This is a genomic window from Ruegeria sp. AL2 (assembly GCF_056540845.1).
Map to the genome: position 1 here is coordinate 192686 of NZ_JBQFXM010000003.1, position 21541 is coordinate 214226.

General features: G+C 57.7%; 18 protein-coding genes. 7 read left to right on the forward strand and 11 right to left on the reverse strand.

Annotated features, from left to right (window positions below; genetic code table 11):
* Nucleotides 1-105: 105 nt before the first annotated feature.
* Entirely contained in the window at nucleotides 106-1638 is a 1533-nt protein-coding gene (locus tag ACR0ID_RS06775) for an acyl-CoA carboxylase subunit beta (protein ID WP_480554047.1), read from the reverse strand.
* 183 nt (nucleotides 1639-1821) lie between these two features.
* On the opposite strand from ACR0ID_RS06775, the gene ACR0ID_RS06780 reads away from it, so the two are divergent.
* Nucleotides 1822-3027 carry a multidrug effflux MFS transporter gene (locus ACR0ID_RS06780; RefSeq protein ID WP_480604511.1) on the forward strand — a complete coding sequence of 402 codons (1206 nt, stop codon included), beginning with the start codon at nucleotides 1822-1824 and terminating at the stop codon, nucleotides 3025-3027.
* Nucleotides 3028-3090: 63 nt separating this feature from the next.
* Nucleotides 3091-4491 (forward strand): helix-turn-helix domain-containing protein, encoded by a 1401-nt coding sequence (locus ACR0ID_RS06785; RefSeq protein WP_480604513.1) that lies wholly within the window; start codon nucleotides 3091-3093, stop codon nucleotides 4489-4491.
* 73 nt (nucleotides 4492-4564) lie between these two features.
* Here the strand turns inward: ACR0ID_RS06785 and ACR0ID_RS06790 are convergent, their stop codons facing one another.
* The 6 genes from ACR0ID_RS06790 to ACR0ID_RS06815 all read right to left on the reverse strand — a co-directional run bounded on the left by ACR0ID_RS06790 (nucleotide 4565) and on the right by ACR0ID_RS06815 (nucleotide 10494).
* Entirely contained in the window at nucleotides 4565-4804 is a 240-nt protein-coding gene (locus ACR0ID_RS06790) for an HP1242/YdcH family protein (protein ID WP_480475823.1), read from the reverse strand.
* A 255-nt stretch (nucleotides 4805-5059) separates the two neighbouring features.
* Complete coding sequence (betA, locus tag ACR0ID_RS06795) at nucleotides 5060-6718, reverse strand: choline dehydrogenase (RefSeq protein WP_480554044.1); 1659 nt, start codon at nucleotides 6716-6718, stop codon at nucleotides 5060-5062.
* Nucleotides 6719-6784: 66 nt separating this feature from the next.
* The gene (betC, locus tag ACR0ID_RS06800) at nucleotides 6785-8293 is read right to left on the reverse strand and encodes a choline-sulfatase (protein ID WP_480516210.1); all 1509 of its coding nucleotides are present in this window, start codon (nucleotides 8291-8293) and stop codon (nucleotides 6785-6787) included.
* Nucleotides 8290-8862, reverse strand: a complete 573-nt coding sequence (gene betI / locus ACR0ID_RS06805; protein ID WP_480604517.1) for a choline-binding transcriptional repressor BetI — start codon at nucleotides 8860-8862, stop codon at nucleotides 8290-8292. Before betI ends, betC begins: the two co-directional genes overlap by 4 nt.
* Before the next feature lie 83 nt (nucleotides 8863-8945).
* On the reverse strand, nucleotides 8946-9854 hold the full coding sequence (locus tag ACR0ID_RS06810; protein WP_480604519.1) for a DMT family transporter: 909 nt from the start codon (nucleotides 9852-9854) through the stop codon (nucleotides 8946-8948).
* Between the two features lie 40 nt (nucleotides 9855-9894).
* Nucleotides 9895-10494, reverse strand: a complete 600-nt coding sequence (locus ACR0ID_RS06815; RefSeq protein WP_480554041.1) for a LysE/ArgO family amino acid transporter — start codon at nucleotides 10492-10494, stop codon at nucleotides 9895-9897.
* Between the two features lie 87 nt (nucleotides 10495-10581).
* Between ACR0ID_RS06815 and ACR0ID_RS06820 the strand changes: the two genes are divergently transcribed.
* Both ACR0ID_RS06820 and ACR0ID_RS06825 read left to right on the forward strand, forming a co-directional pair.
* Nucleotides 10582-11475 (forward strand): LysR family transcriptional regulator ArgP, encoded by an 894-nt coding sequence (locus ACR0ID_RS06820; RefSeq protein ID WP_480604521.1) that lies wholly within the window; start codon nucleotides 10582-10584, stop codon nucleotides 11473-11475.
* Between the two features lie 27 nt (nucleotides 11476-11502).
* Nucleotides 11503-12192 (forward strand): nitroreductase family protein, encoded by a 690-nt coding sequence (locus ACR0ID_RS06825; protein ID WP_480475809.1) that lies wholly within the window; start codon nucleotides 11503-11505, stop codon nucleotides 12190-12192.
* 25 nt (nucleotides 12193-12217) lie between these two features.
* Here the strand turns inward: ACR0ID_RS06825 and ACR0ID_RS06830 are convergent, their stop codons facing one another.
* Both ACR0ID_RS06830 and ACR0ID_RS06835 read right to left on the reverse strand, forming a co-directional pair.
* The gene (locus tag ACR0ID_RS06830; protein WP_480604524.1) at nucleotides 12218-13498 is read right to left on the reverse strand and encodes an MFS transporter; all 1281 of its coding nucleotides are present in this window, start codon (nucleotides 13496-13498) and stop codon (nucleotides 12218-12220) included.
* 146 nt (nucleotides 13499-13644) lie between these two features.
* Nucleotides 13645-14385, reverse strand: coding sequence for a YebC/PmpR family DNA-binding transcriptional regulator (locus ACR0ID_RS06835; protein ID WP_480475805.1), 741 nt, complete (start codon nucleotides 14383-14385; stop codon nucleotides 13645-13647).
* Between the two features lie 110 nt (nucleotides 14386-14495).
* On the opposite strand from ACR0ID_RS06835, the gene ACR0ID_RS06840 reads away from it, so the two are divergent.
* The 3 genes from ACR0ID_RS06840 to ACR0ID_RS06850 all read left to right on the forward strand — a co-directional run bounded on the left by ACR0ID_RS06840 (nucleotide 14496) and on the right by ACR0ID_RS06850 (nucleotide 18885).
* On the forward strand, nucleotides 14496-16268 hold the full coding sequence (locus ACR0ID_RS06840; protein ID WP_480516194.1) for an SLC13 family permease: 1773 nt from the start codon (nucleotides 14496-14498) through the stop codon (nucleotides 16266-16268).
* 16 nt (nucleotides 16269-16284) lie between these two features.
* Nucleotides 16285-17019: a glutamine amidotransferase gene (locus ACR0ID_RS06845; RefSeq protein WP_480475801.1), complete on the forward strand. Its 735-nt coding sequence runs from the start codon at nucleotides 16285-16287 to the stop codon at nucleotides 17017-17019.
* Between the two features lie 204 nt (nucleotides 17020-17223).
* Entirely contained in the window at nucleotides 17224-18885 is a 1662-nt protein-coding gene (locus ACR0ID_RS06850) for an FAD-binding dehydrogenase (protein ID WP_480604527.1), read from the forward strand.
* 13 nt (nucleotides 18886-18898) lie between these two features.
* On the opposite strand, the gene ACR0ID_RS06855 is transcribed toward ACR0ID_RS06850, so the two are convergent.
* Both ACR0ID_RS06855 and ACR0ID_RS06860 read right to left on the reverse strand, forming a co-directional pair.
* Complete coding sequence (locus ACR0ID_RS06855; protein ID WP_480604529.1) at nucleotides 18899-19636, reverse strand: YbaY family lipoprotein; 738 nt, start codon at nucleotides 19634-19636, stop codon at nucleotides 18899-18901.
* A 96-nt stretch (nucleotides 19637-19732) separates the two neighbouring features.
* Nucleotides 19733-21511 (reverse strand): SLC13 family permease, encoded by a 1779-nt coding sequence (locus ACR0ID_RS06860; protein ID WP_480604531.1) that lies wholly within the window; start codon nucleotides 21509-21511, stop codon nucleotides 19733-19735.
* Between the last annotated feature and the right edge of the window lie 30 nt (nucleotides 21512-21541).

The window sequence follows — 21541 nt, forward strand, 5'->3', positions numbered from 1 at the left end:
TTGCCGGTTTTTGTCAATTCCGCCTCAATTTGAGGGAGTATTAGCCTCGGAGCCGCTGTGACGGTCAAAGATTGAGCGGGGCAGATCACCCCGCCCCCAGAAGGATCACAGCGGGATATTGTCGTGCTTTTTCCACGGGTTTTTCAGTTGTTTGCCGCGCAAGCTGGCAAATGCCCGGGACACACGTCGGCGGGTCGAATGCGGCATGATCACCTCATCGATGAAGCCGCGCTCGGCTGCCACGAAGGGATTTGCAAATCGGTCTTCGTAATCCTTAGTGCGAGACGCAATCTTGTCCGCATTGTCCAGATCGGCGCGATGAATGATCTCGGTCGCCCCTTTGGCCCCCATGACCGCGATTTCGGCGGTGGGCCAGGCATAGTTGAAATCACCGCGCAAATGCTTGGAGGCCATAACGTCATAAGCACCGCCATAAGCCTTTCGGGTAATCACCGTAACCTTCGGAACGGTCGCCTCACCATAAGCAAAGAGCAACTTGGCCCCATGCTTAATGACACCGCCATATTCCTGGCTTGTTCCCGGAAGGAAGCCAGGAACGTCGACCAGTGTCAGGATCGGGATTTCGAAACAGTCACAGAAGCGTACAAAGCGCGCAGCCTTACGTGACGAGTCGATATCCAGACACCCGGCCAGCACCATCGGCTGATTTGCGACGACGCCAACGGTCTGACCTTCCAACCGGATGAACCCGGTAATGATGTTCTTGGCAAAATCTTCCTGAATTTCATAGAAATCGCCTTCATCCGCTACTTTGGCGATGAGTTCCTTCATGTCGTAGGGGGTGTTCGGATTCTCTGGGATAAGAGTGTCCAGCGAAGCCTCGATCCGGCCGGGTTCGTCAAAGAACGGGCGCACGGGCGGCTTTTCGCGGTTGTTGAGGGGCAGGAAGTCCACCAGGCGCCGCACCTCGGCCAAAGCTTCGACGTCGTTTTCGAACGCGCCATCAGCGACCGAGGATTTCTTGGTATGGGTCGAAGCCCCGCCCAGTTCCTCGGCAGTCACCACTTCGTTAGTTACGGTCTTCACCACATCCGGGCCAGTCACGAACATGTAAGAGGTGTCTTTGACCATGAAGATAAAGTCGGTCATCGCCGGGCTATACACTGCACCACCGGCACAGGGGCCCATGATTACACTGATCTGCGGCACCACGCCCGAAGCCATAATGTTGCGCTGGAACACTTCGGCATAACCTGCCAGCGAAGCCACACCTTCCTGAATGCGCGCGCCGCCCGAATCGTTGATGCCAATCACCGGCGCACCGTTCTGCACCGCCATGTCCATAATCTTGCAGATCTTCTGAGCATGGGTTTCCGACAGCGATCCGCCAAAGACGGTAAAATCCTGGCTGAACACATAAACCATGCGCCCGTTGATCGTGCCCCAGCCGGTGACGACACCGTCACCCGCAGGCTTTTGTTTTTCCATCCCGAAATCGGTGCAGCGGTGGCTGACGAACATGTCAAACTCTTCAAAGCTGCCCTCGTCCAGCAGCAGTTCGATCCGTTCACGTGCGGTCAGCTTGCCGCGTGCGTGCTGGGCATCGATCCGTTTCTGCCCACCCCCCAGACGTGCGTTATCACGACGGGCTTCCAATTCGGAAAGAATGTCTTTCATGACGACTATCCCCTTATTAATTTGCCGGGACCCTACCTGTTTGGGCCGCTCATCCAAAGCTATTTTCGGCAAATTTGCAAAATTTCAGCAACAGTAATTTGGATAATTGCAAAACTGCGAATTTTCACGAGCAATTCTGCGAATGACTGGCAATCCGAAAATCCACGGTTATACATGTGAACCATGCAGTTCAGCTCTGACGCGGTCCACCGCACACCACCCACATTGGCGACGCTTGTTTTACTCTCGGGCCTTTCCGCCCTGAGCATGAACCTGTTTCTGCCCAGCCTGCCAAACATGGCCGAGTATTTCGAAACCGATTACAAGGTCATGCAGCTGTCGATTGCGCTTTATCTGCTGATCAATGCCATTCTGCAAATTCTCATAGGTCCAATCGCGGATCAGGCAGGCAGACGGCCGGTTTTGCTTTGGGGCCTAGGCCTGTTCCTGATGGCAACCCTGGGATGCATCTTTGCCCCCAATGCTACGGTTTTTCTGGCGTTCAGGATGTGTCAGGCGGTTGTGGTCGTCGGTATGGTTCTCAGCCGCGCTGCGGTGCGGGATATGTACGATCAGGATCAAGCTGCCTCGATGATCGGTTATGTGACGATGGGCATGGCCGTGGTTCCAATGATTGGCCCTGCCATCGGCGGCTTGCTGGAAGTGAGTTTTGGTTGGAAAGCGAATTTCTGGCTGCCCTTTGCCGTAGGTCTGCTGACTATGGCACTGACCTATTCGGACTTTGGGGAAACATCGGCAAAAAGCGGCAAGACACTTGTCCAGCAATTCAAGGAATACCCCGAACTTCTAACCTCGCCACGGTTCTGGGGGTACTCACTGGCTTGCGCCTTCTCTTCGGGTTCGTTTTTCGCCTACCTCGGCGGCGCACCGTTCATTGGCACAGAACTGTTCGGGTTGAGCGCGGCACAGGTTGGCATTTATTTTGGCGCCCCTGCGGTTGGGTATTTTGTAGGTAACTTTATGAGTGGGCGGTTTTCAGTACGGTTCGGCGTGAACCGCATGGTGCTGTGGGGAAGCCTGTTCAATGCGTTTGGCGTCGCTGTATCGGCATTTCTGTTTTTAGCGGACCGCGGAACCGCACTTAGTTTCTTTGGGTTCATGACATTTGTGGGCGTCGGCAATGGCATGGTCATCCCCAACGCAACCTCGGGCGCGCTATCAGTGCGCCCTCACCTGGCTGCAACCGCCTCGGGCCTGAGTGGCGCCATCATGTTGGGCGGCGGCGCCGGGCTGAGCGCGCTGGCAGGTGCCTTGCTGACGCGTGAAACCGGCGCGATGCCGCTGCTTTGGCTGATGCTGGCAACAGCCGTTCTGGCGATCGTCGCAATTTCAACTGTCGTACGAAGAGAACGGCAATTAGGGCTGTAACCGCTTGCCCCAATGACTTTGCAAAGTTATCCTCGGCAATTGGAAAACTTGCAAAGGCACCCTATGGCCACTCAAAAGCTCTATGCGGGCGCGAAACTGCGCGAAATGCGTACGCGCCTGACTCTGACGCAGCGCGAATTTGCCGCCAAACTGGGAGTTTCACTGCCCTACCTGAACCAGATGGAGAACAACAACCGGCCGATCTCGACCACGGTTGTGCTGGCTCTGGCGCAGGAATTCGGAATGGATGTTACCGAACTCAGCACCGGCGACAGCGAACGTCTTGTTTCAGACATGCGCGAGGCGCTGGCCGATCCTGTTTTTTCGGACATTCAGCCCCCACTGGCAGATCTGCGCCTGACAGCTTCCAACGCCCCGGCTCTGGCGCGGGCGTTTATCGAATTGCATAAAACCTATCGGCAGACACATGAACGCCTTGCCTCGCTGGACGAGGCTTTGGGACGCGAAGATGCGCGCATTCAGGCCAGCCCGTGGGAAGAAGTGCGCGATTTCTTCCACTACTGCGACAACTACATCGACGCCGTGGACAGGGCTGCGGAACTGTTTGCCAACCGCGCCGACGGCCCCGGCGGTATCCGGCAAGCCGCCCTGAGCAGCCTTTCAGAGCGTGGAATTCAGGTGGTTTTTTCAGATACGGGCCCCTTGCGCGCTTATGATGTCGACAGCAAAATTTTGCGCCTGTCCTCCCGTGCTGCGCCGCAGACGCAAGTGTTCCAACTTCTGTTGCAGGTTGCGCTGATCAGTCAGGACCAGTTGCTGGAGGCGACGCTGGATTTCGCCAAATTCCAAAGCGACCAGGCTCGCTCCATCGCCAAGATCGGACTTGCTAACTATTTCGCTGGTGCCTCTCTGATGCCTTATACCGCGTTTTTGACCGCCGCTCAGGAAGAGCGTCACGATCTGGAGCTGCTCAGCAACCGTTTCGGGGCGTCGGTCGAGCAGGTTGCACATCGGCTGTCGACACTACAGCGTCCCGGCGCCAAGGGTATCCCGTTCTTCTTCGTCCGGGTTGATCAGGCCGGTACGATCACCAAGCGGCACTCGGCCACACGCCTGCAATTTGCGCGCTTTGGTGGGGCCTGCCCGCTTTGGAACGTGCATCGGGCCTTTGAAACGCCCGGGCATTTCCTGCGGCAACTGGCGGAAACGCCTGATGGTGTTCGCTATATTTCGCTGGCGCGGGATGTCTCAAAATCTGGGGGCTCGTTTGGCGCTCCGGTCAGACGATACGCCATAGCGCTGGGATGCGAGGTCCGTCATGCCCCGGCTCTTGTTTATGCTGATAACCTCGACATCAACAATGCCAGCGCCTACGAGCCTATCGGTATTTCCTGCCGCATCTGCGAGCGGCAAACCTGCCACCAGCGTTCGGTCCCGCCGCTGGAACGCCGTCTGAGCATCGACACCCATATTCGCGGCACCCTGCCCTATGAAGTGACTTGATCTTAGTCTGATTTATTATCCCACCGGTGTAGCGTCTCTGGTCACGACGGGGGCAGAGCCCCCGTCACTATGTTTAAGCCTTGGACAGGATCGCCCAAATCTCATCCTTCAGCGCCGCGCGCTTTTTGCGCAGGTCAACCTCTGCCAGTTCTTCCATGGGCTCGACATTGGTTTCGGCGCGGTGAACTTCGCGGTTGACCTCATGATATTCATCGGCCAGCCGCGCAAAATGCGCATCCGTTTGCTTGAGCTGGCTCATCAGTTCAACTTTGTCCGGAAACTCTTCGGCCAGTTCATGCGGGGTGTGAGACATCTCTGTTCGCTCCTTCATATGTCGTTGCAAATCAGTGATAGAAGCGTGACCGGGCTTTCGCTTTGACCGGGATCAACTACCCGCAATAATCCCGCGAGTTTCAATACAACACCACGCGCCATCCTGCCGTGCAGAGGGCAAGTTGTTCTGAAACGTGGCTCAGGCTTATCTGGACAAGAACACTGAACTTTTTGCTAATATACCCCCGGCAAGCGCCGAAAATTTACGCATTCAACCGGGGGCAGTTCAGAAGGATTAACGCTGCGCGGTTGCCCAGCCCGGGTGAATCCACGGGCGGTCATTGGCCTTGGGCAACGGGTCTTTGCCCAGCAGGGAATCCGATACTTTCTCGCCCACCATGATCGAGGGCGCGTTGAGATTGCCGTTGGTGATCTGCGGGAAAATCGAACTGTCCGCGACGCGCAGCCCGTCCACACCGATGACGCGACCCTCGGGATCGACCACCGCACCTTTGTCATCCGCACGCCCCATCCGGCAGGTGCCGCAGGGGTGATAGGCGCTTTCGGCATGTTCCGCGATAAAGGCGTTCAGCTCTTCATCCGTTTGCACAGAGGCACCTGGTTGAATTTCCTTACCGGCGTAAGGTTTGAACGCATCCTGCCCAAAGATTTCACGGGTCAGTCGGATACAGGTGCGGAAATCCTCCCAATCCTCTTCGTGGCTCATGTAGTTGAACTTTATCACAGGTGCGTCTTCAGCCCTGTCCGACCGCAGCGTGACTGCACCCCGCGAGGGCGAGCGCATCGGGCCGACATGCGCCTGGAATCCGTGCCCTTCAGCCGCAGCCTGCCCATCATAGCGGACCGCAATTGGCAGGAAGTGATACTGGATGTCAGGGTATTCCACCCCCGGTTTCGACCGGATAAAGGCTGCGCTCTCGAATTGGTTCGACGCCCCCAGCCCCTTTTTTGTAAACAGCCACTGCGCCCCGATCAGGCCCTTGCTGAACAGGTTCCAGTGTTTGTAAAGCGTAATGGGTTGCAGCGAGGCCTGCTGAATATACAGCTCTAGATGGTCCTGAAGGTTCGCACCCACCCCCGGACGATCTGCTACAACGTCGATCCCATGTTCCGCCAGATGCGCGCCCGGGCCGATACCGGACAGCATCAGCAGCTTGGGCGAGTTGATCGAGGACGCAGCCAGAATGACCTCGCGCCGGGCCTTGATGATCTCTTTCTTGCCGCCACGGATCAATTCCACGCCAGTGGCGCGACCGTTTTCCATAACAACCCGAGACGCAAGGCCCCGCACGATATCGCAATTGTCACGCTTGAGCGCGGGCTTCAGATATGCATTCGCCGCTGACCAGCGCCGCCCTTTCCAGACGGTCTGTTCCATCGGGCCAAAGCCTTCCTGCTTTTCGCCGTTATAGTCGCCGGTGACCTCGTATCCCGCCTGCTGACCCGCATCGACAAAGGCCTGAAACAGTGGGTTCGCACGTGGGCCGCGCGATACGTGCAACGGGCCGTTGGTTCCGCGCCAGGCCGGATCGCCGCCATGACCACCGTCATGCCATGTCTCCATGCGTTTGTAATAGGGCAGCACATCCGCATAGGACCAGCCGTCGGCCCCCATCTCGGCCCAAGTGTCGAAATCGCGTGCGTGACCGCGTACATAAACCATGCCGTTGATCGACGATGACCCGCCGATCACCTTGCCGCGCGGGCAGGCCAGACGGCGGTTGTTCAGATGCGGTTCGGGCTCGGACTGATATCCCCAGTCATAGCGCGACATGTTCATCGGATAGCTGAGCGCGGCGGGCATCTGGATAAACGGCCCCAAGTCGGTACCACCGTGCTCGATCACCAGAACCGAGGCCCCACCTTCGCTCAGACGATATGCCATTGCGCAGCCTGCGGACCCTGCGCCAACGATGACAAAATCTGCTTCCATATTCACAACTCCCCGCCCGCCGGGAAAAACGCCTCCGGCGGGAGTATTTTCAAAAAGACGAAGAGATTACTCGCCGCGTGGGAACCGGGCGTTTTCCTCGACGATGTTCAGATCCATATGATTGCGCATGTAGCGTTCGGACGCTTTTTGCAGCGGCTGATAATCCCATGGGTAATATCCGCCCTGCCGCAGTGCCTCGTACACGACCCAGCGTCGCGCCTGACTGGCGCGGACATCCGCGTCGAAGCGCTCCAAATCCCAGCGGGCCTCGGACTTTGCCCGCAGGGTTTGCAGCGTGCCCGCATGTTCGGGACTGTCTGCCAGATTGGTCAGCTCATGCGGGTCTGCCTCAAGATCAAACAGTTGATCCGGGTCCAGCGCGCATCGATTGTATTTCCACTTGCCATAGCGCAGCGACACCAGCGGCGCGTAAGATGCCTCGGCCGCGTATTCCATAGCCACAGGCGCGGTTCGCGTGCCACCTTGCGCCAATGGCACCAGGTTTTCGCCGTCCGTCCATGGTGCGATTTCGTCCATGTCAACGCCTGCCAGAGCCCCGAGCGTGGGTGTCACGTCGATGGTGGAAACCGGCGTATCGATCCGCCCCGCAGGCAAATCCGGGGACGATATCATCAAAGGTACGCGCGCCGAGCCTTCGTAGAAGTTCATTTTGAACCAGAGGCCACGTTCACCCAGCATGTCACCGTGATCCGAGACGAACAGGATGATCGCCTCTTGCCGTGTCGTTTCCAGCACTTCGAGGATTTCACCGATCTTGTCATCGAGATATGTGATGTTGGCGAAATAGGCACGGCGGGACTTGCGAATGTCTTCCTCGGTGATGTCGAAGCTGCGCCAGTCATTGGCATCGAAGATCCGCTTGGCATGAGAATCCTGGTTTTCATAGCCGATATCAGCGATTTCGGGCAGCAGGTGCGCGCAATCTTCATAGAGGTCCCAGTATTTGCGACGGGCGACATAGGGATCATGCGGATGGGTGAAGCTGACCGTCACGCACCATGGGCGGTCATCCTTGCCGCGCGCAAGGTCATAGAGTTTGGCCTTTGCGTTATAGGCGACCTCGTCATCATACTCCATCTGGTTGGAAATCTCGGCAACACCCGCGCCGGTCACCGATCCCATGTTGTGATACCACCAGTCGATCCGCTCGCCCGGTTTGCGGTAATCCGGTGTCCAGCCAAAATCGGCCGGGTAGATATCAGTTGTCAGGCGATCCTCAAACCCGTGCATCTGGTCCGGGCCGACAAAGTGCATTTTGCCTGACAAACAGGTGTAATACCCGGCCCTGCGCAAATGGTGTGCGTAAGTTGGGATATCGCTGCGGAACTCAGCCGCGTTGTCGTAGACGCCGGTGCGTGAGGGCAATTGACCGGACATGAAGCTGGCCCGCCCCGGCGCACAAAGCGGCGACGCAGTATAAGCGTTGGCAAAACGGGTCGACCGTTCCGCCAGTTTCTTCAGGTTCGGGGCGTGAAGCCAGTCAGCGGGACCGTCGGGAAAGAGGGTTCCGTTCAGCTGATCCACCATCAGGATCAGAATGTTTGGTTTTGTCATTTTTCAGCCTCGAGCAGAGTATCGAGCACGCGCATTGCGTGGTTCACGGCCAGTTGCGGTTCTTCCGGGGCGCTGAGCGCTGCGCGAATATAGAGCCCATCAATCAAAGCAATCATGTTTTCAGCAGCTTCGACCGGATCCTGCATCCTGGGGCGCAGGGCATGGATCAGATTCGACCTGATGCGCGCCTGATAGATCTGCCACAAACGCAGCGCATCACTGTTTGTCTGTGCCAACACATAAAAGGTCATCCAGGCGGCAGTCACGTCAGGTGTGAAACACGAAGGGGCAAAACAGGCGTGGATAATCGCCTCTGCCCGGTTGCCCGGTTTGGCCGCTTTCAACTGGGCCCTGGCTTCGTCGCTGAAATCGGCGAGGATCTGACGCATTGCGGCCAGAAATATCTGATCCTTTCCGCCAAAATAATGGTGGGCCAATGCGCTGGACATGCCCGCGCGTTTGGCAATCTGGCTGACGGTTACATCCAGGGATTTCTTGACACCCAGTTCAGCAATCGTCGCTCGAACAATCGCGTCCTTGCGGATCGGCTCCATTCCAACTTTTGGCATCGCTTTCCCCATACAGGTGTCATGCGACCAAGCTAGGATGTTTTTATTGACTCGTCAATCAATGTAAGTGCAGAGATGTCACTTCACAGCTTCGGCGCAATACTTGGAGGCGTCAAGTCCCGACGGTTCAACATGAACTCGCGCCATGAGATGAAGCTTACAGCGCCCAGTATCAGGGTTCCGCCAGCCACAACCCAAAGGTCAACGCTTACGTGGAAGATCGCAGCACCCACAAGCGTGGCCCAGATCAACTGCAGGAATGTGACGGGTTGTGTGACGGCCACAGGCGCGGCCTGCAACGCCAATGTCATGAAATAATGCCCTGCGGTCGCAAAGCTGGCCACCAGAAACAGAACCCCGAGTTCTTGCATACTGGGCCGGGTCCAGACGGCAACCGCAAAGGGGATCAAGGCGATGGTTACCCAGATGGACAGGTGCGCCACGACAACCGAAGGCGGCACGTCGCGGACAAGAAGCTTGGCCAGTAAATAGGACCCGCTTAGCATCAGGGCCGTTCCGAGCATGGCAAGGTGACCTTGTGAGACCTCGCGAAACCCGGGGCGCAGGATGACCAGCACGCCCACCAAGGCGACCAGAATGGCGGCGACCCTGCGAAAAGCCAGCTTCTCGCCCAGAAACAGGGCTGCGCCCAAGGTGACATAAACCGGCGTCATGTAGTTCATGGCAGTGACTTCGGCCAAGGGAATTTGTGTCATGGCGAAGAACCAGAGCATGACAGCAATCGCGTGTACGACACCGCGTAAACCGAACAATGTCAGCAGGCGGGGTGTCAGCCGGGTCGCCATGATCGACCGCAAGGCCGGTAACAGAAACACCAATCCCAGCGCATAACGCAGAAATGCGGCCTGGATCGGGTTCATCGTCGTGCCCAGAGATTTGACCAAAGCGGTCATCACAACAAAGGACAGCCCGGCGGTAAACATCCAGAACATACCGGCAAGCGGGCGCGACGAAACGGCTAACGATGTCATGGCTTAGGTTGAACACCGAAACCCTGTCGGGAACAACCCTTCACATGACAACAAGTTTCAGTGCGATACCCAGCATTACGACCCCGATCACTGCGTCCAGCACCTGCCAGGCGCGCTGGCGCGCAAACACCGGAGACAAAACACCAGCGCCGTATCCAAGTGAAAAGAAGAAGACAAAGCTGGAAGTGACTGCCCCAATGGCAAATCCGACCCGGTTATCATACTGTGCCGAGATAGAGCCGATCAGAACCACTGTGTCCAGATAGACATGCGGGTTCAGCCAGGTGAAGGCGAGAGCGGTAAGCATCGCGGTTTTGAGGCTGGTTCGCGGACCGTTGCCCGCTTCCATCACCGCGCCACCCCGCAGGGCAGACCCGAAGCTGCGCAGCCCATACCACGTCAGAAAAGCGGCCCCGCCATATCGCATTACAAGTTCAAACCAGGGAGCTGAATGGGTCAGGGTCCCTAACCCCGTGACACCTGCAACGATCAAAACCGCGTCGGACATTGAGCAGGTCAGGCACAGAAGGAACACATGTTCACGCCGCAGCCCCTGTCGCAGAATAAAGGCGTTCTGTGCCCCGATGGCGAGAATCAGACTGAAACCCAGCGCGAAACCGGCGATTATGGACGTGGGCATGGGATCTCCTACTACTGCAAGACGTTGACTAAGGCCGTCGGTGCGATCTATCAAATTAAAGATGTTATCCCAAGTTAAGCCTGGCTAATGCTGCTTGATCCTCTTCACCTGTCCGCTTTGTCTGCCATTCTGCGCCATGGCAGCTTTGATGCGGCTGCGGCAGAGCTGGCGGTGACACCCTCGGCGATATCCCAGCGGATCAGGGCGCTTGAGGATCGGATTGGAGCCACCCTGATACATCGGGGCACTCCTTGCACCGGAACGCCCGCCGGGCTGCGCATTGCCCGTTACGCGGAAGATGTCGGACTGCTTGAGGCACAGCTGGTTCGAGAACTGACGCTGGAGCAGGAACCAAGGTCCGCCCGCGTCCGCATTGCCGTACCGGCAGACAGTCTGGCCACCTGGTTTGTTGATGCGATGGCGCAGGTGCCTGACATGCTTTTCGATCTGGTGATCGACGATCAGGATCATTCCGCAGACTGGCTGCGGCGGGGCGAGGTGAGCGCCGCCGTCACTGTTGGTGGTCAGACAGTGACCGGGTGCGACGCGATCCCATTGGGCGTGTTGCAGTATCTGCCAACAGCCAGCCCGGATTTCATTAACACCTGGTTTCGGGACGAAGTGACCGAGGCAGAGCTGGGCAAGGCACCCTGCCTGGTTTTCAACCAAAAGGACGGGCTGCAAAGGGCCTGGATTGTTCAACACACTGGCAAACGTCTGTCACCCCCGTCTCATTTCCTGCCTTCTTCACAAGGATTTGTGGACGCGGCGATTGCCGGGCTTGGGTGGGGTATGAACCCCGCGGCTCTGGTGCAGGAGGCTTTGAAACAAGGGCTGTTGCGCCCCATCGTACCTGATGCGCCGTTGGATGTCGCGCTGAGCTGGCAGGTTGGGCGTGTTCTCGCGCCCGCACTCAAACCACTGACCCAGGCTGTCAAAAAAGCTTCAGAACGGATTTTGCTTCCGCCTCAAAGCGACTAAACAAACACGACATTTTCGGAGGAACCGATGTTCTCACGTGACGCTCTTAGCTATGACCCCATTCCCCTGCCGGATCGATGCGACATCAGCGATACAGACATGCTGGGCGCGGCGCAGGCATTTTACGAAAAGATGCGTCAGCGTCATACTGTACGGGATTTCAGCCCCCGCCCCGTTGCCCGTGAGGTAATCGAAACCAGCCTGAGCACCGCGGGTACCGCGCCGTCAGGCGCCAATCACCAACCCTGGCATTTTGCAGCCATCTCGGACCCTGCCCTGAAACACCGCATCCGGGAAGAAGCCGAAGAAGAAGAACGCCGATTCTACGCAGGTGGCGCCGGGGATGAATGGATCAAGGCACTGGAGCCCATCGGCACCAACGCGGTCAAAGAACATCTGACAATCGCCCCCTGGCTGATCGTGGTTTTTGCCCAGCGCTGGGGGCAATTCGAGGATGGAACGCGGTACAAGAACTACTACGTCCCGGAAAGTGTGAACATTGCCACCGGCTTTCTGATTGCCGCGCTTCATCACGCGGGCCTCAGCACCCTGACCCACACCCCAAACCCGATGCGGTTTCTGAACGACGCGCTGGACCGGCCCGCGTCGGAAAAACCAACCATGATTATCGCGGTGGGACACCCGTCAGAAGGAGCGACTGTGCCTGCTGTGGCAAAACTCAAGAAACCCCTGGAAGAGATTTCATCCTTCTTCTGAGGCTTTCGCGACGCTCGCCAAAAACTCAATTCGAGGGCTGTTCCGCCTTTTTCCGTTCTGGTTGCATCATGCGGTAGCAGTTTATACAGGACACCAGACTGGCGACGACGATGAATGCGACGGCCATCGCGACCTCGTGCATATGGGCGACAGCGGCAAGGCCCGCAGACAACAACACCGCGGTTAAACGCGCGAACGCCTTGACCGCCGCCGATCCCCGCACCCGCTGCTCTTTGGGTGCCACATCCAGAAAATAGAGCTTACGCGCACTGCTGGTCCCGGTCACAGCAACGGTGACAACGAACAGTGCAATTGCATGCAAGTGAATCTGATGGTCGATGCCCAAATAGTGGAACACCAAAAGAACACTGCCTGTTGCGGCGACCATCAATGTCCCGACCACCATGACCGCACGATGGGATTTCATGTTGATGATTTGCCACAGAGGGCCCGATACAAGATATCCCGAAGCGGAAGAGACGATCATCGCGGTCAATCCCTGTGTCGAGCTGTGATGCGCTTCGGCTGCGATGAGCGCGAAGAACGGAACGGACAGCGACACAGCAACCAAGGGCAGACGCATGATCATATAGCTCCGGAACCACTGGTATTCGAACATGCCCAGAACACCCTTGATATTCGCCTTAATCCAAATGCCCCTTTCGGACTCCTGCGGTGTCGTCGGCGCGACCTCACGCGCGGTTTCTGTTATCGCCAGCATGAACAGACCAGACAGCAGGAAGAATAAAACCGAAACGCCAATCATGACTGAATGGCGCGAAAAGGGTGGATTATTCTTGGTGATCTGATGCACCAGCAACGCAAGGCCAATGGCACATAGCCCCCCTGCACCAAGCTGTAGATATTGCATGATCATGCGCGAACGCGCCTGAACATGGTCCCCTAGCAGATCCGTAAGCATCAAGGTCTGCACTTCGCTGACAAGCCCGATCACAAGAAATACAGACAGGAAAACCACTGCGATCAATGGGACAGCCCCGGTCGCGGCCGCAGCTATTGCCAGAACCAGACAGGCGCCAATGACCGCTTCGGTCAACGCAATTGCATGTTTCTTCCGGCTTCTTGCTGCAACGGGTTGCGCCAGAAAGAAGTCGGCAATCAAGCAACCGACCATCCGCACCGACACCAGTGCCCCTGCTACAAACATCGGCAACTCGAAGGAAACGGCTAAAAACGGCAAAACAACCGACGGGCTGCCGAGCGTCCACGCGACCTGAGACAGGATACTTTGCCCGGCCAGGACGGGCACGTTGCGCTTGGTCTGATCGGAAGTTTCGGATGTCATTCGTACTGTGTCTTCGTGTTTTCTGTATTTCCCGCACTTTCAGCCTAAGTGCATCGATTGTTTCAGCCAATAATTCAATAAGACCATCAAAAAACAAAAAACCCGGCCGTTGCGACCGGGTTTCAATGAGTTGGTATTGGGTCAGCTTAAAGCTGCGCCATGACCTCGTCGGTGGCTTCGAAATTGGTCGTGACACGCTGCACGTCGTCATCGTCTTCCAAAGCATCGACCAGCTTCATCAGCTTTTGCATGTCTTCCAGGCCTAGTTCCGTCGTTGTGGTCGGTTTCCAGACTAGCTTGGTGGATTCTGATTCTCCAAGCGCGGTTTCCAATGCAGAGGAGACATCGTTCAGATCGGTATCGGCGCACCAGATGATGTGACCGTCATCCGAGCTTTCGACGTCTTCCGCGCCCGCTTCGATGGCCGCCTCGAAAATGGAATCTGCATCCCCTGCGGTCACCGGGTAAACAACCTCGCCTTTGCGTTCGAACATGAAACCGACCGAACCGGTCTCGCCCAGGTTGCCGCCATTCTTCGAAAAGGTCGAACGCACGGTCGATGCGGTCCGGTTGCGATTGTCGGTCATGGTTTCGACAATGACCGCAACACCATTGGGCCCATAGCCCTCGTAGCGGATTTCTTCGTAATCGTCGCCTTCACCCGCTTGCGATTTCTTGATCGCGCGGTCGATCACGTCCTTGGGGACCGAGTTCGACTTGGCTTCTTTCACCGCCAGACGCAGGCGCGGGTTCTTGTCGGGATCGGGGTCGCCCATCTTGGCGGCGACAGTGATCTCTTTCGACAGTTTGGAAAACAGTTTGGACCGCGCGGCGTCCTGACGCCCCTTGCGGTGCTGGATGTTGGCCCATTTGGAGTGGCCTGCCATAGTGCGTCCTCGTCATCATGTTTGCGTGTTCGGCGCTCATATAGACGTTTGCGGGGGGCAGGATCAAGAGAGCGGCTTGCGACGACCTCACCGCCTTGTATGGTGATGACATGACGACAGATCAGATCATTCTTTTCGCGCTTTTCATCACTGTCTTCGGAATGCTGCTTTGGGGTCGGTTTCGATACGACCTTGTGGCTTTTGCCGCGCTTATGATCGGTGTCGTGCTGGGTGTTGTGCCGGTCGATGATGCCTTTGCGGGCTTTGGCCACCCAGCGACCATTATCGTCGCGCTGGTGCTTGTAGTCTCTGCCGGTTTGGTCAGGTCAGGTGCGGTATTTCTGATCACCCGAACTCTGGTTGATGCGTCACGAGGGCTGGGCGCGCATATCGCCCTGATGGGCGGGATCAGTGCGATTCTGTCGGCCTTCATGAACAATGTCGCGGCGCTTGCCCTGCTGATGCCCGTGGATATTCAGACCGCGCGAAAAGCAAGTCGGCCCCCGGGCCTTTCCCTAATGCCGCTAAGCTTTGCCACCATTCTGGGGGGCATGGTCACCCTGATCGGCACCCCGCCGAATATCATCATCGCCTCGATCCGGCAGGAAACGCTGGGCGAGCCGTTTCATATGTTCGACTTCGCCCCTGTTGGTGGAATAGCAGCGATCGCCGGTCTGGCGTTTGTCGCGCTGATCGGATGGCGATTGATACCCAATCGCGGCGTGCAACAAGAAACATCCGAGGTTCTGGCCGAATACATTGCCGAACTGACGATCCCGCCGGGCTCTGCCCATATCGGCAAACGGGTCAGCGAACTTTATGAAACGGCCGAAAAATCCGACGTGGCTATCATCGGCCTGATCCGGGATGGGAAACGGCGATATGGCCGGTCAACCCATGCCACACTGAACGATGGCGACGCGCTGGTACTGGAAGCGCGCCCCGAAGCGCTGGACGAATTCCGTTCTGCGCTGAAACTGGATTTCTCGGACACGCGACGGCAGGAGCTGCTGACGGCTGAAGGCGACGGGTTGGAAGTGATCGAAGTGGTTGTTCCGGAAAGTGCGCGCATAGCCGGCCGTACAGCGCAGGGTATCGGGTTGGCTTGGCGCCAGAGCACCGTCCTGATGGGCATCTCACGTCAGGGTCGTCAGATCACCGAACAGGTTCGCAAGACCGAGGTTGAACCGGGCGATATCTTGCTGCTGCTTTGCCCCCGTGATCGCAGCGCCGATGTGACCGACTGGCTGGGGTGTCTGCCTTTGGCCGAACGCGGGTTGAACGTGACGGCAAATGACAAGGCCTTGTTGGCCATCGGTCTATTTGCAGTTGCCGTCTTCGCGGCCAGTGTTGGGTTGATTTACCTTCCCGTCGCATTGGGTCTTGTCGTCATAGCCTTTGTGCTGACCAAGGTCATGCCAATCACAGAAATTTATAACCATATCGAATGGCCCGTGGTTGTGCTGCTGGGCTCGATGATCCCACTGGGCAGCGCTTTGGAAACATCCGGCGGCACCGAGTTGATTGCCAATGCGCTGATTCAGCTGACCAATGGTCTGCCCGCATGGGCGATCCTGACCGTACTGATGGTCGTGACGATGACCTTGTCGGATGTTCTGAACAACACCGCCACCGCCATCGTCGCGGCCCCGGTGGGCATCCAGATGGCCCAAACGCTCGGGGTGTCGCCCGACCCGTTCCTGATGACCGTGGCCGTTGCGGCCTCGGCTGCGTTCCTGACGCCTATCGGTCACAAGAACAACACGCTGGTTCTGGGCCCCGGCGGCTATCATTTTGGCGATTACTGGCGCATGGGCCTACCGCTGGAGGCTCTGATCATCGTGGTTTCCGTCCCCGCCATCCTTGTCTTCTGGCCATTGTGACGGGTAAAGGCTTTTCATGAAACGCTTTTTGATCCTGCAATTGCGCCCGGAAACGGATGCCTCCGACGCAGAATATGCCTCGATCCTGAACCGCAGCGGGTTGTTACCCGAACGCACGCATCGCATCCGTCTGGATTGCGAAGACCTGCCAGAAGGGCTGAAAGTCACCGATTATGCGGGGATTATCGTAGGCGGCGGGCCGGGATGCGTCAGTGATGACCCCGCGACCAAATCCGCGACGGATGCGCGGATCGAAGGAGCGATCCTGGGTTTGATGCCGCAGATTACCGCGCAGGATCATCCCTTCATGGGGTGTTGCTATGGCCTTGGTATTCTGGCCGTGCATTTGGATGGCAACGTGAGCAAAGCCCGGTATGGCGAGCCTGTGGGACCATCCAGGTGCCGCCTGACCCCCGAAGGACAACAAGACCCGTTGACCGCAGAGTTGGACGCCACCTTTGATGCGTTTGTTGGCCACAAAGAAGCGGTTCAAGCCCTGCCCGAGGGCTGCGTTCACCTTGTTGCGTCCGACCCCTGCCCGTTCCAGATGATCCGCTGGGGCCGGAACGTCTATGCCACTCAGTTCCATCCGGAAGCCGATGCCAAAGACTTTGAACAACGCATCAACATCTACAGGAACCACGGCTATTTCCCGCCCGAAGACGCGCAGAAACTGATCGACCACTGCCATTCGGCGAAGGTCACGCAGCCCGGCGAAATCCTGCGCCGTTTCGTCCAGCGATACGAGTGACCCAACGGCGTGGTTGCCTGCGCCTTTCCGCCTCGCTTAGGCTGATCTGACGCAACTTTGCGAGGGGTTGATTGCGGATCATCAGGTTGCCATTGCCGGCCGCCCTGTTTCGCTGACCCTGCTTTCGGCCGTCTATGGCATCATGTTGCCTGCCCTGGATCTACCGTTCACCGCTTTGTTCCGCCGCCGCTGAAAGGAGTGTTCATGACAAACAATACTGCAGATGCGATTATCGTCGGTTCCGGGTTGGCCGGGCTGGCAGCTGCGGCGGAACTGGGCGACCGGGGCAAGAAGGTGATCATTGTCGATCAGGAACCCGAAACCTTTTTGGGCGGTCAGGCGTTCTGGAGCCTTGGAGGCCTGTTCATGGTCGACACACCCGAACAGCGCCGCATGGGTATACGCGACAGCCACGAATTGGCGCTACGCGACTGGATGGGCAGCGCCCAATTTGACCGTGGCGAAGACGCATGGCCCCGCAAATGGGCCGAAGCCTATATCGAGTTTGCCGCTGGCGAAATGCGGCCATGGCTGCACGAAATGGGCCTGCGCTGGTTTCCGGTCGTTGGCTGGGCCGAACGTGGCGGGTCTTATGCGACTGGGCATGGTAACTCGGTCCCGCGCTTTCATATCACATGGGGCACCGGCCCCGGCGTTCTGGAACAATTTATCCGACGCGTCCGCGACCATGTCAGCGCCGGATTGATCCAGATGAAGTTCCGCCACCAGGTCAGCCATATCATCATGCAGAACGGAACCGCCAAAGGTGTTTCCGGAGAAATTCTGGCCGATGACACCTCCCAGCGCGGTGGCAAAACCAACCGCGATGAGGTTGGCGAGTTCGAAGTTTATGCCCCGTCGATCATCGTCACGTCCGGCGGTATTGGTGGCAATTTTGACATGGTGCGTCAAAACTGGCCCCGGGACCGTTTGGGTGAGCCGCCCAAAGATATGGTTGCAGGGGTGCCCTTTCACGTCGATGGCCGCATGATCGCAATCAGCGAAAAGGCGGGCGGCCATGTCATCAATGGTGATCGGATGTGGCACTACACCGAAGGCGTGCGCAACTGGGACCCGATCTGGCCCGCCCATGGCATTCGTATCCTGCCCGGCCCAAGTTCAATGTGGTTTGATGCCAGGGGCAACCGCCTGGCACCGCCCTGTCTGCCGGGGTTCGACACTCTGGGAACTCTGCGTGAGATCCTGAAAACCGGATATGAATACAGCTGGTTCGTTCTGACCCAGAAGGTGATCAAAAAGGAATTTGCGCTGTCCGGGTCGGAACAAAACCCCGACTTCACTTCAGGTAGCTGGAAAGAGGTTATCCGCCAACGCATTCTGTCAGGTTCCAGCGCAACTGCCCCGGTTGAGGCGTTCAAGGAAAAGGGTGAGGATTTTGTTGTTGCCAACACGCTGACTGAACTGGTCAACGGCATGAACCATCTGGGCGACACTCCGATAGACGAGGCTCATCTGCGTGCCCAGATCGAAGCCCGGGATTTGCAGGTCGACAACCCCTTTTCGAAAGACGCGCAGATGATGGCGATCCTTGCCGCGCGCAATTATCGCGGAGATAAACTGATCCGCACAGCCAAACCGCATAAGTTTCTGGATCCGGCCAACGGCCCGCTGATTGCCGTCAAGCTGCATATCCTGACACGCAAATCCTTGGGTGGGTTGCAAACCAATCTGGACAGTCAGATGATTGGATCAGATGGCAATGTCGTGCCGGGCCTGTTCGCTGCTGGTGAAGTCGCCGGATTCGGCGGCGGCGGCTATCACGGCTACAACGCGCTGGAGGGCACATTCCTGGGCGGCTGCATCTTTTCCGGTCGCAATGCCGGGCGTTCAAGGGCCGTCGCCTGACGCACTTTCACGGTTACCTGCGCACCAGTTTGATCACCGGCTGGCCCTGCGCATCCAGCAGAGCCAGAGCGTTGCCCTGCATCGCGAAGGTCGTGACGTTCTGCAAGGCTTGCAGGAATTGCCGCTCGACCGCGTCCAACGGAGGTGGGCAAGCCATGAGTGTTGCCGCCATGTTGTCAGGAAACGCAATACGATTACCGGAGATCTCGGCCCGACCACTGAACCGGTTGCAGCCGCTGCTGCCTGAAAAGACGCCATCCTGATCAAAGACAAGCTCAGGGCGTTTTTCGGTCTCGATAGGCGCACCATTCAGGCCCGAGGCGGTCCATTGGGTGTTGTCCAGCGTTGCCGCCCCCTGCCCCTGGACCTGAACCAACAGCAGATCGGCGGCATTCTCTGCCCCATTCGTCAGAACCGGGTACACAGTATCTGTGGTGAACAGCAAGTTTTGCCCCTGCATCACTGAAGCCCGCACGCCATAGCGATGAGCATCCATGATCAGCGCGTCGTCATAGGTCAATTTGAACTGCGCGGGCACCCCGCTCAGCGCATACCGTTGCGCGGCAAGAGTGACAGCGGGGGCATCGGCCAGCGAGATATCCTGAAGCTCAACATAAAGGGTTGCGTCCGGTGGCAGTGCAATGCGCTCTCGGTACGTTGCGGTCCCTTCAACAATACCGGCAATAGCGACACTGCTTAAAGCTGCCCAAGTTGCTGCACCCGCCCATATTGCGCGACCCAAATGCTGCATCGGTCAAATCCTTTTGCAAACCCTCTTCGCAAAAGATCGTGTGCCCTTGGGTCTTTGCAAGATGTGCTTCGCCAAAGTGGCGATTCTGCGCCGAAATCACAAAGGCCAGATCAATGGAATAAGAAGGGATGCCAACAATCCGACCGTCAGGTTAAGCGGAACACCCACCTTCATGAAATCGGTGAACCTGTAGCCGCCAGGGCCGTAGACCATCATGTTGGTTTGGTACCCGATCGGTGTTGCAAAGGATGCCGAAGCCGCCACCATAACCGCAACTACCAACGGGCGCGGGTCCATTCCGACGGCCTGGGCCAGCCCGATGGCTATAGGCGTGACCACAACTGCGACCGCATTGTTGGAAACCAGTTCGGTCAGCACCGAAGTCAGCAGATAGATCGCCCAGATGATCAGGAAGGGCGGCAAAGCGCTTAGTCCCGGTGCCACGGCCTCGACAATCAGTGAAACCGCGCCAGAGCTGTCCAGTGACGCACCGATGGCGAGCATCGCGAAGATCAGCGCCAACAGGCGACCTTCGACAAACGAAAACGCCTCGTCCGCATCGATGCAACGGGTCAGAAGAACCACGGCTACGGCCACAATCGACAACAGCAGGATCGGCGCGACACCCAATGCCGCCAAGACGACGATCCCGACCAGCGCGCCAATTGCAATCGGTGCATGACTGCGACGGAAGGCGCGTGCAGAGGGCTGGCTGACATCCACCATGTCCATGTCCGCGGCAAGGCGCTGGATATCTGCCGGGGCGCCCTCCAGCAGTAATGTATCCCCTACCCGAACCACCAGATCATCCAACTGGCGACCGATATTCTGATTGCGTCGGTGAACGGCCAGCACATAGACACCATACCGGCGCCGAAGTCGCATCATTCCAAGGGTCCGACCCACCAAACGGCATCCGGGTGTGATCAGCACCTCGACCGTCTTGGTCTCGACAGCGGAAACCTGATCCACACGCTTCAGCTCTTTGTTGCTCTGAAGGCTCAGAAGTTCGGTCATCTCGGTGCGCAGAACCACGCGGTCACCGACCTGCAATTCAACGCCCTTCAGATTGCGCCGCAGCGATTCATCGCCCCGGACCACGTCGATCAGACGCACGCCGGGGCGTTTGAACAACTGAACGCCGGTCACTTCACGCCCGATCAGGTTGCTGTCGGGCGGAATGACCGCTTCGGTGAAAAACTTCATTCTGGACCGATCGCTGAGCAGCGAGGCCATGCTGTCCCGCTCAGGCAGCAATCTGGGGGCGATGAAACGCAGATAGATCATGCCGTAGATCACCAGTGCAATCCCCAGCGGCGTGACTTCGAATATCGTAAAAGCTTTCATCCCCTGCGCGCGGGCCACACCATCCACAAGCAGGTTGGTGGACGTTCCGATCAGTGTCAGTGTCCCGCCAAGAATGGCGGCATAACTGAGTGGAATTAGCAGCTTTGACGCGGGTACGTTCAGCGTGCGGGCGATCTGAACAAAAACCGGGATCATGACCACAACAACGGGCGTGTTCGACACAAAAGCCGAGGCCAGCACGACAAATCCCATCAGCAATCCGATGGCAATACGCGGGTTGACCTGCGCCTGCCTTTGCGCGGTCGACGTGAAGGCGTCCAAGGCCCCGGTCCGCACCAAGGCCCCCATGATGATGAACATTGCCCCAATCGTCCAGGGCGCGGGATTGGACAGGACCGCCAGCGCGCTTTGATAGGGCAGGATCCCAGTGACCAGCATCAGTGAGGCACCACCGATGGCCACGACCTCGGCCGGATAAACCTCGCGCAGGAACATGACGAACATGCTCGCAACAATCAGCAGCGCCAGAATTGCGCTGCCCGTCTCTGTCAGTGAAAGGAAATTCATTCGTGGTATTCTGTCCGAACCCTGGCCCAA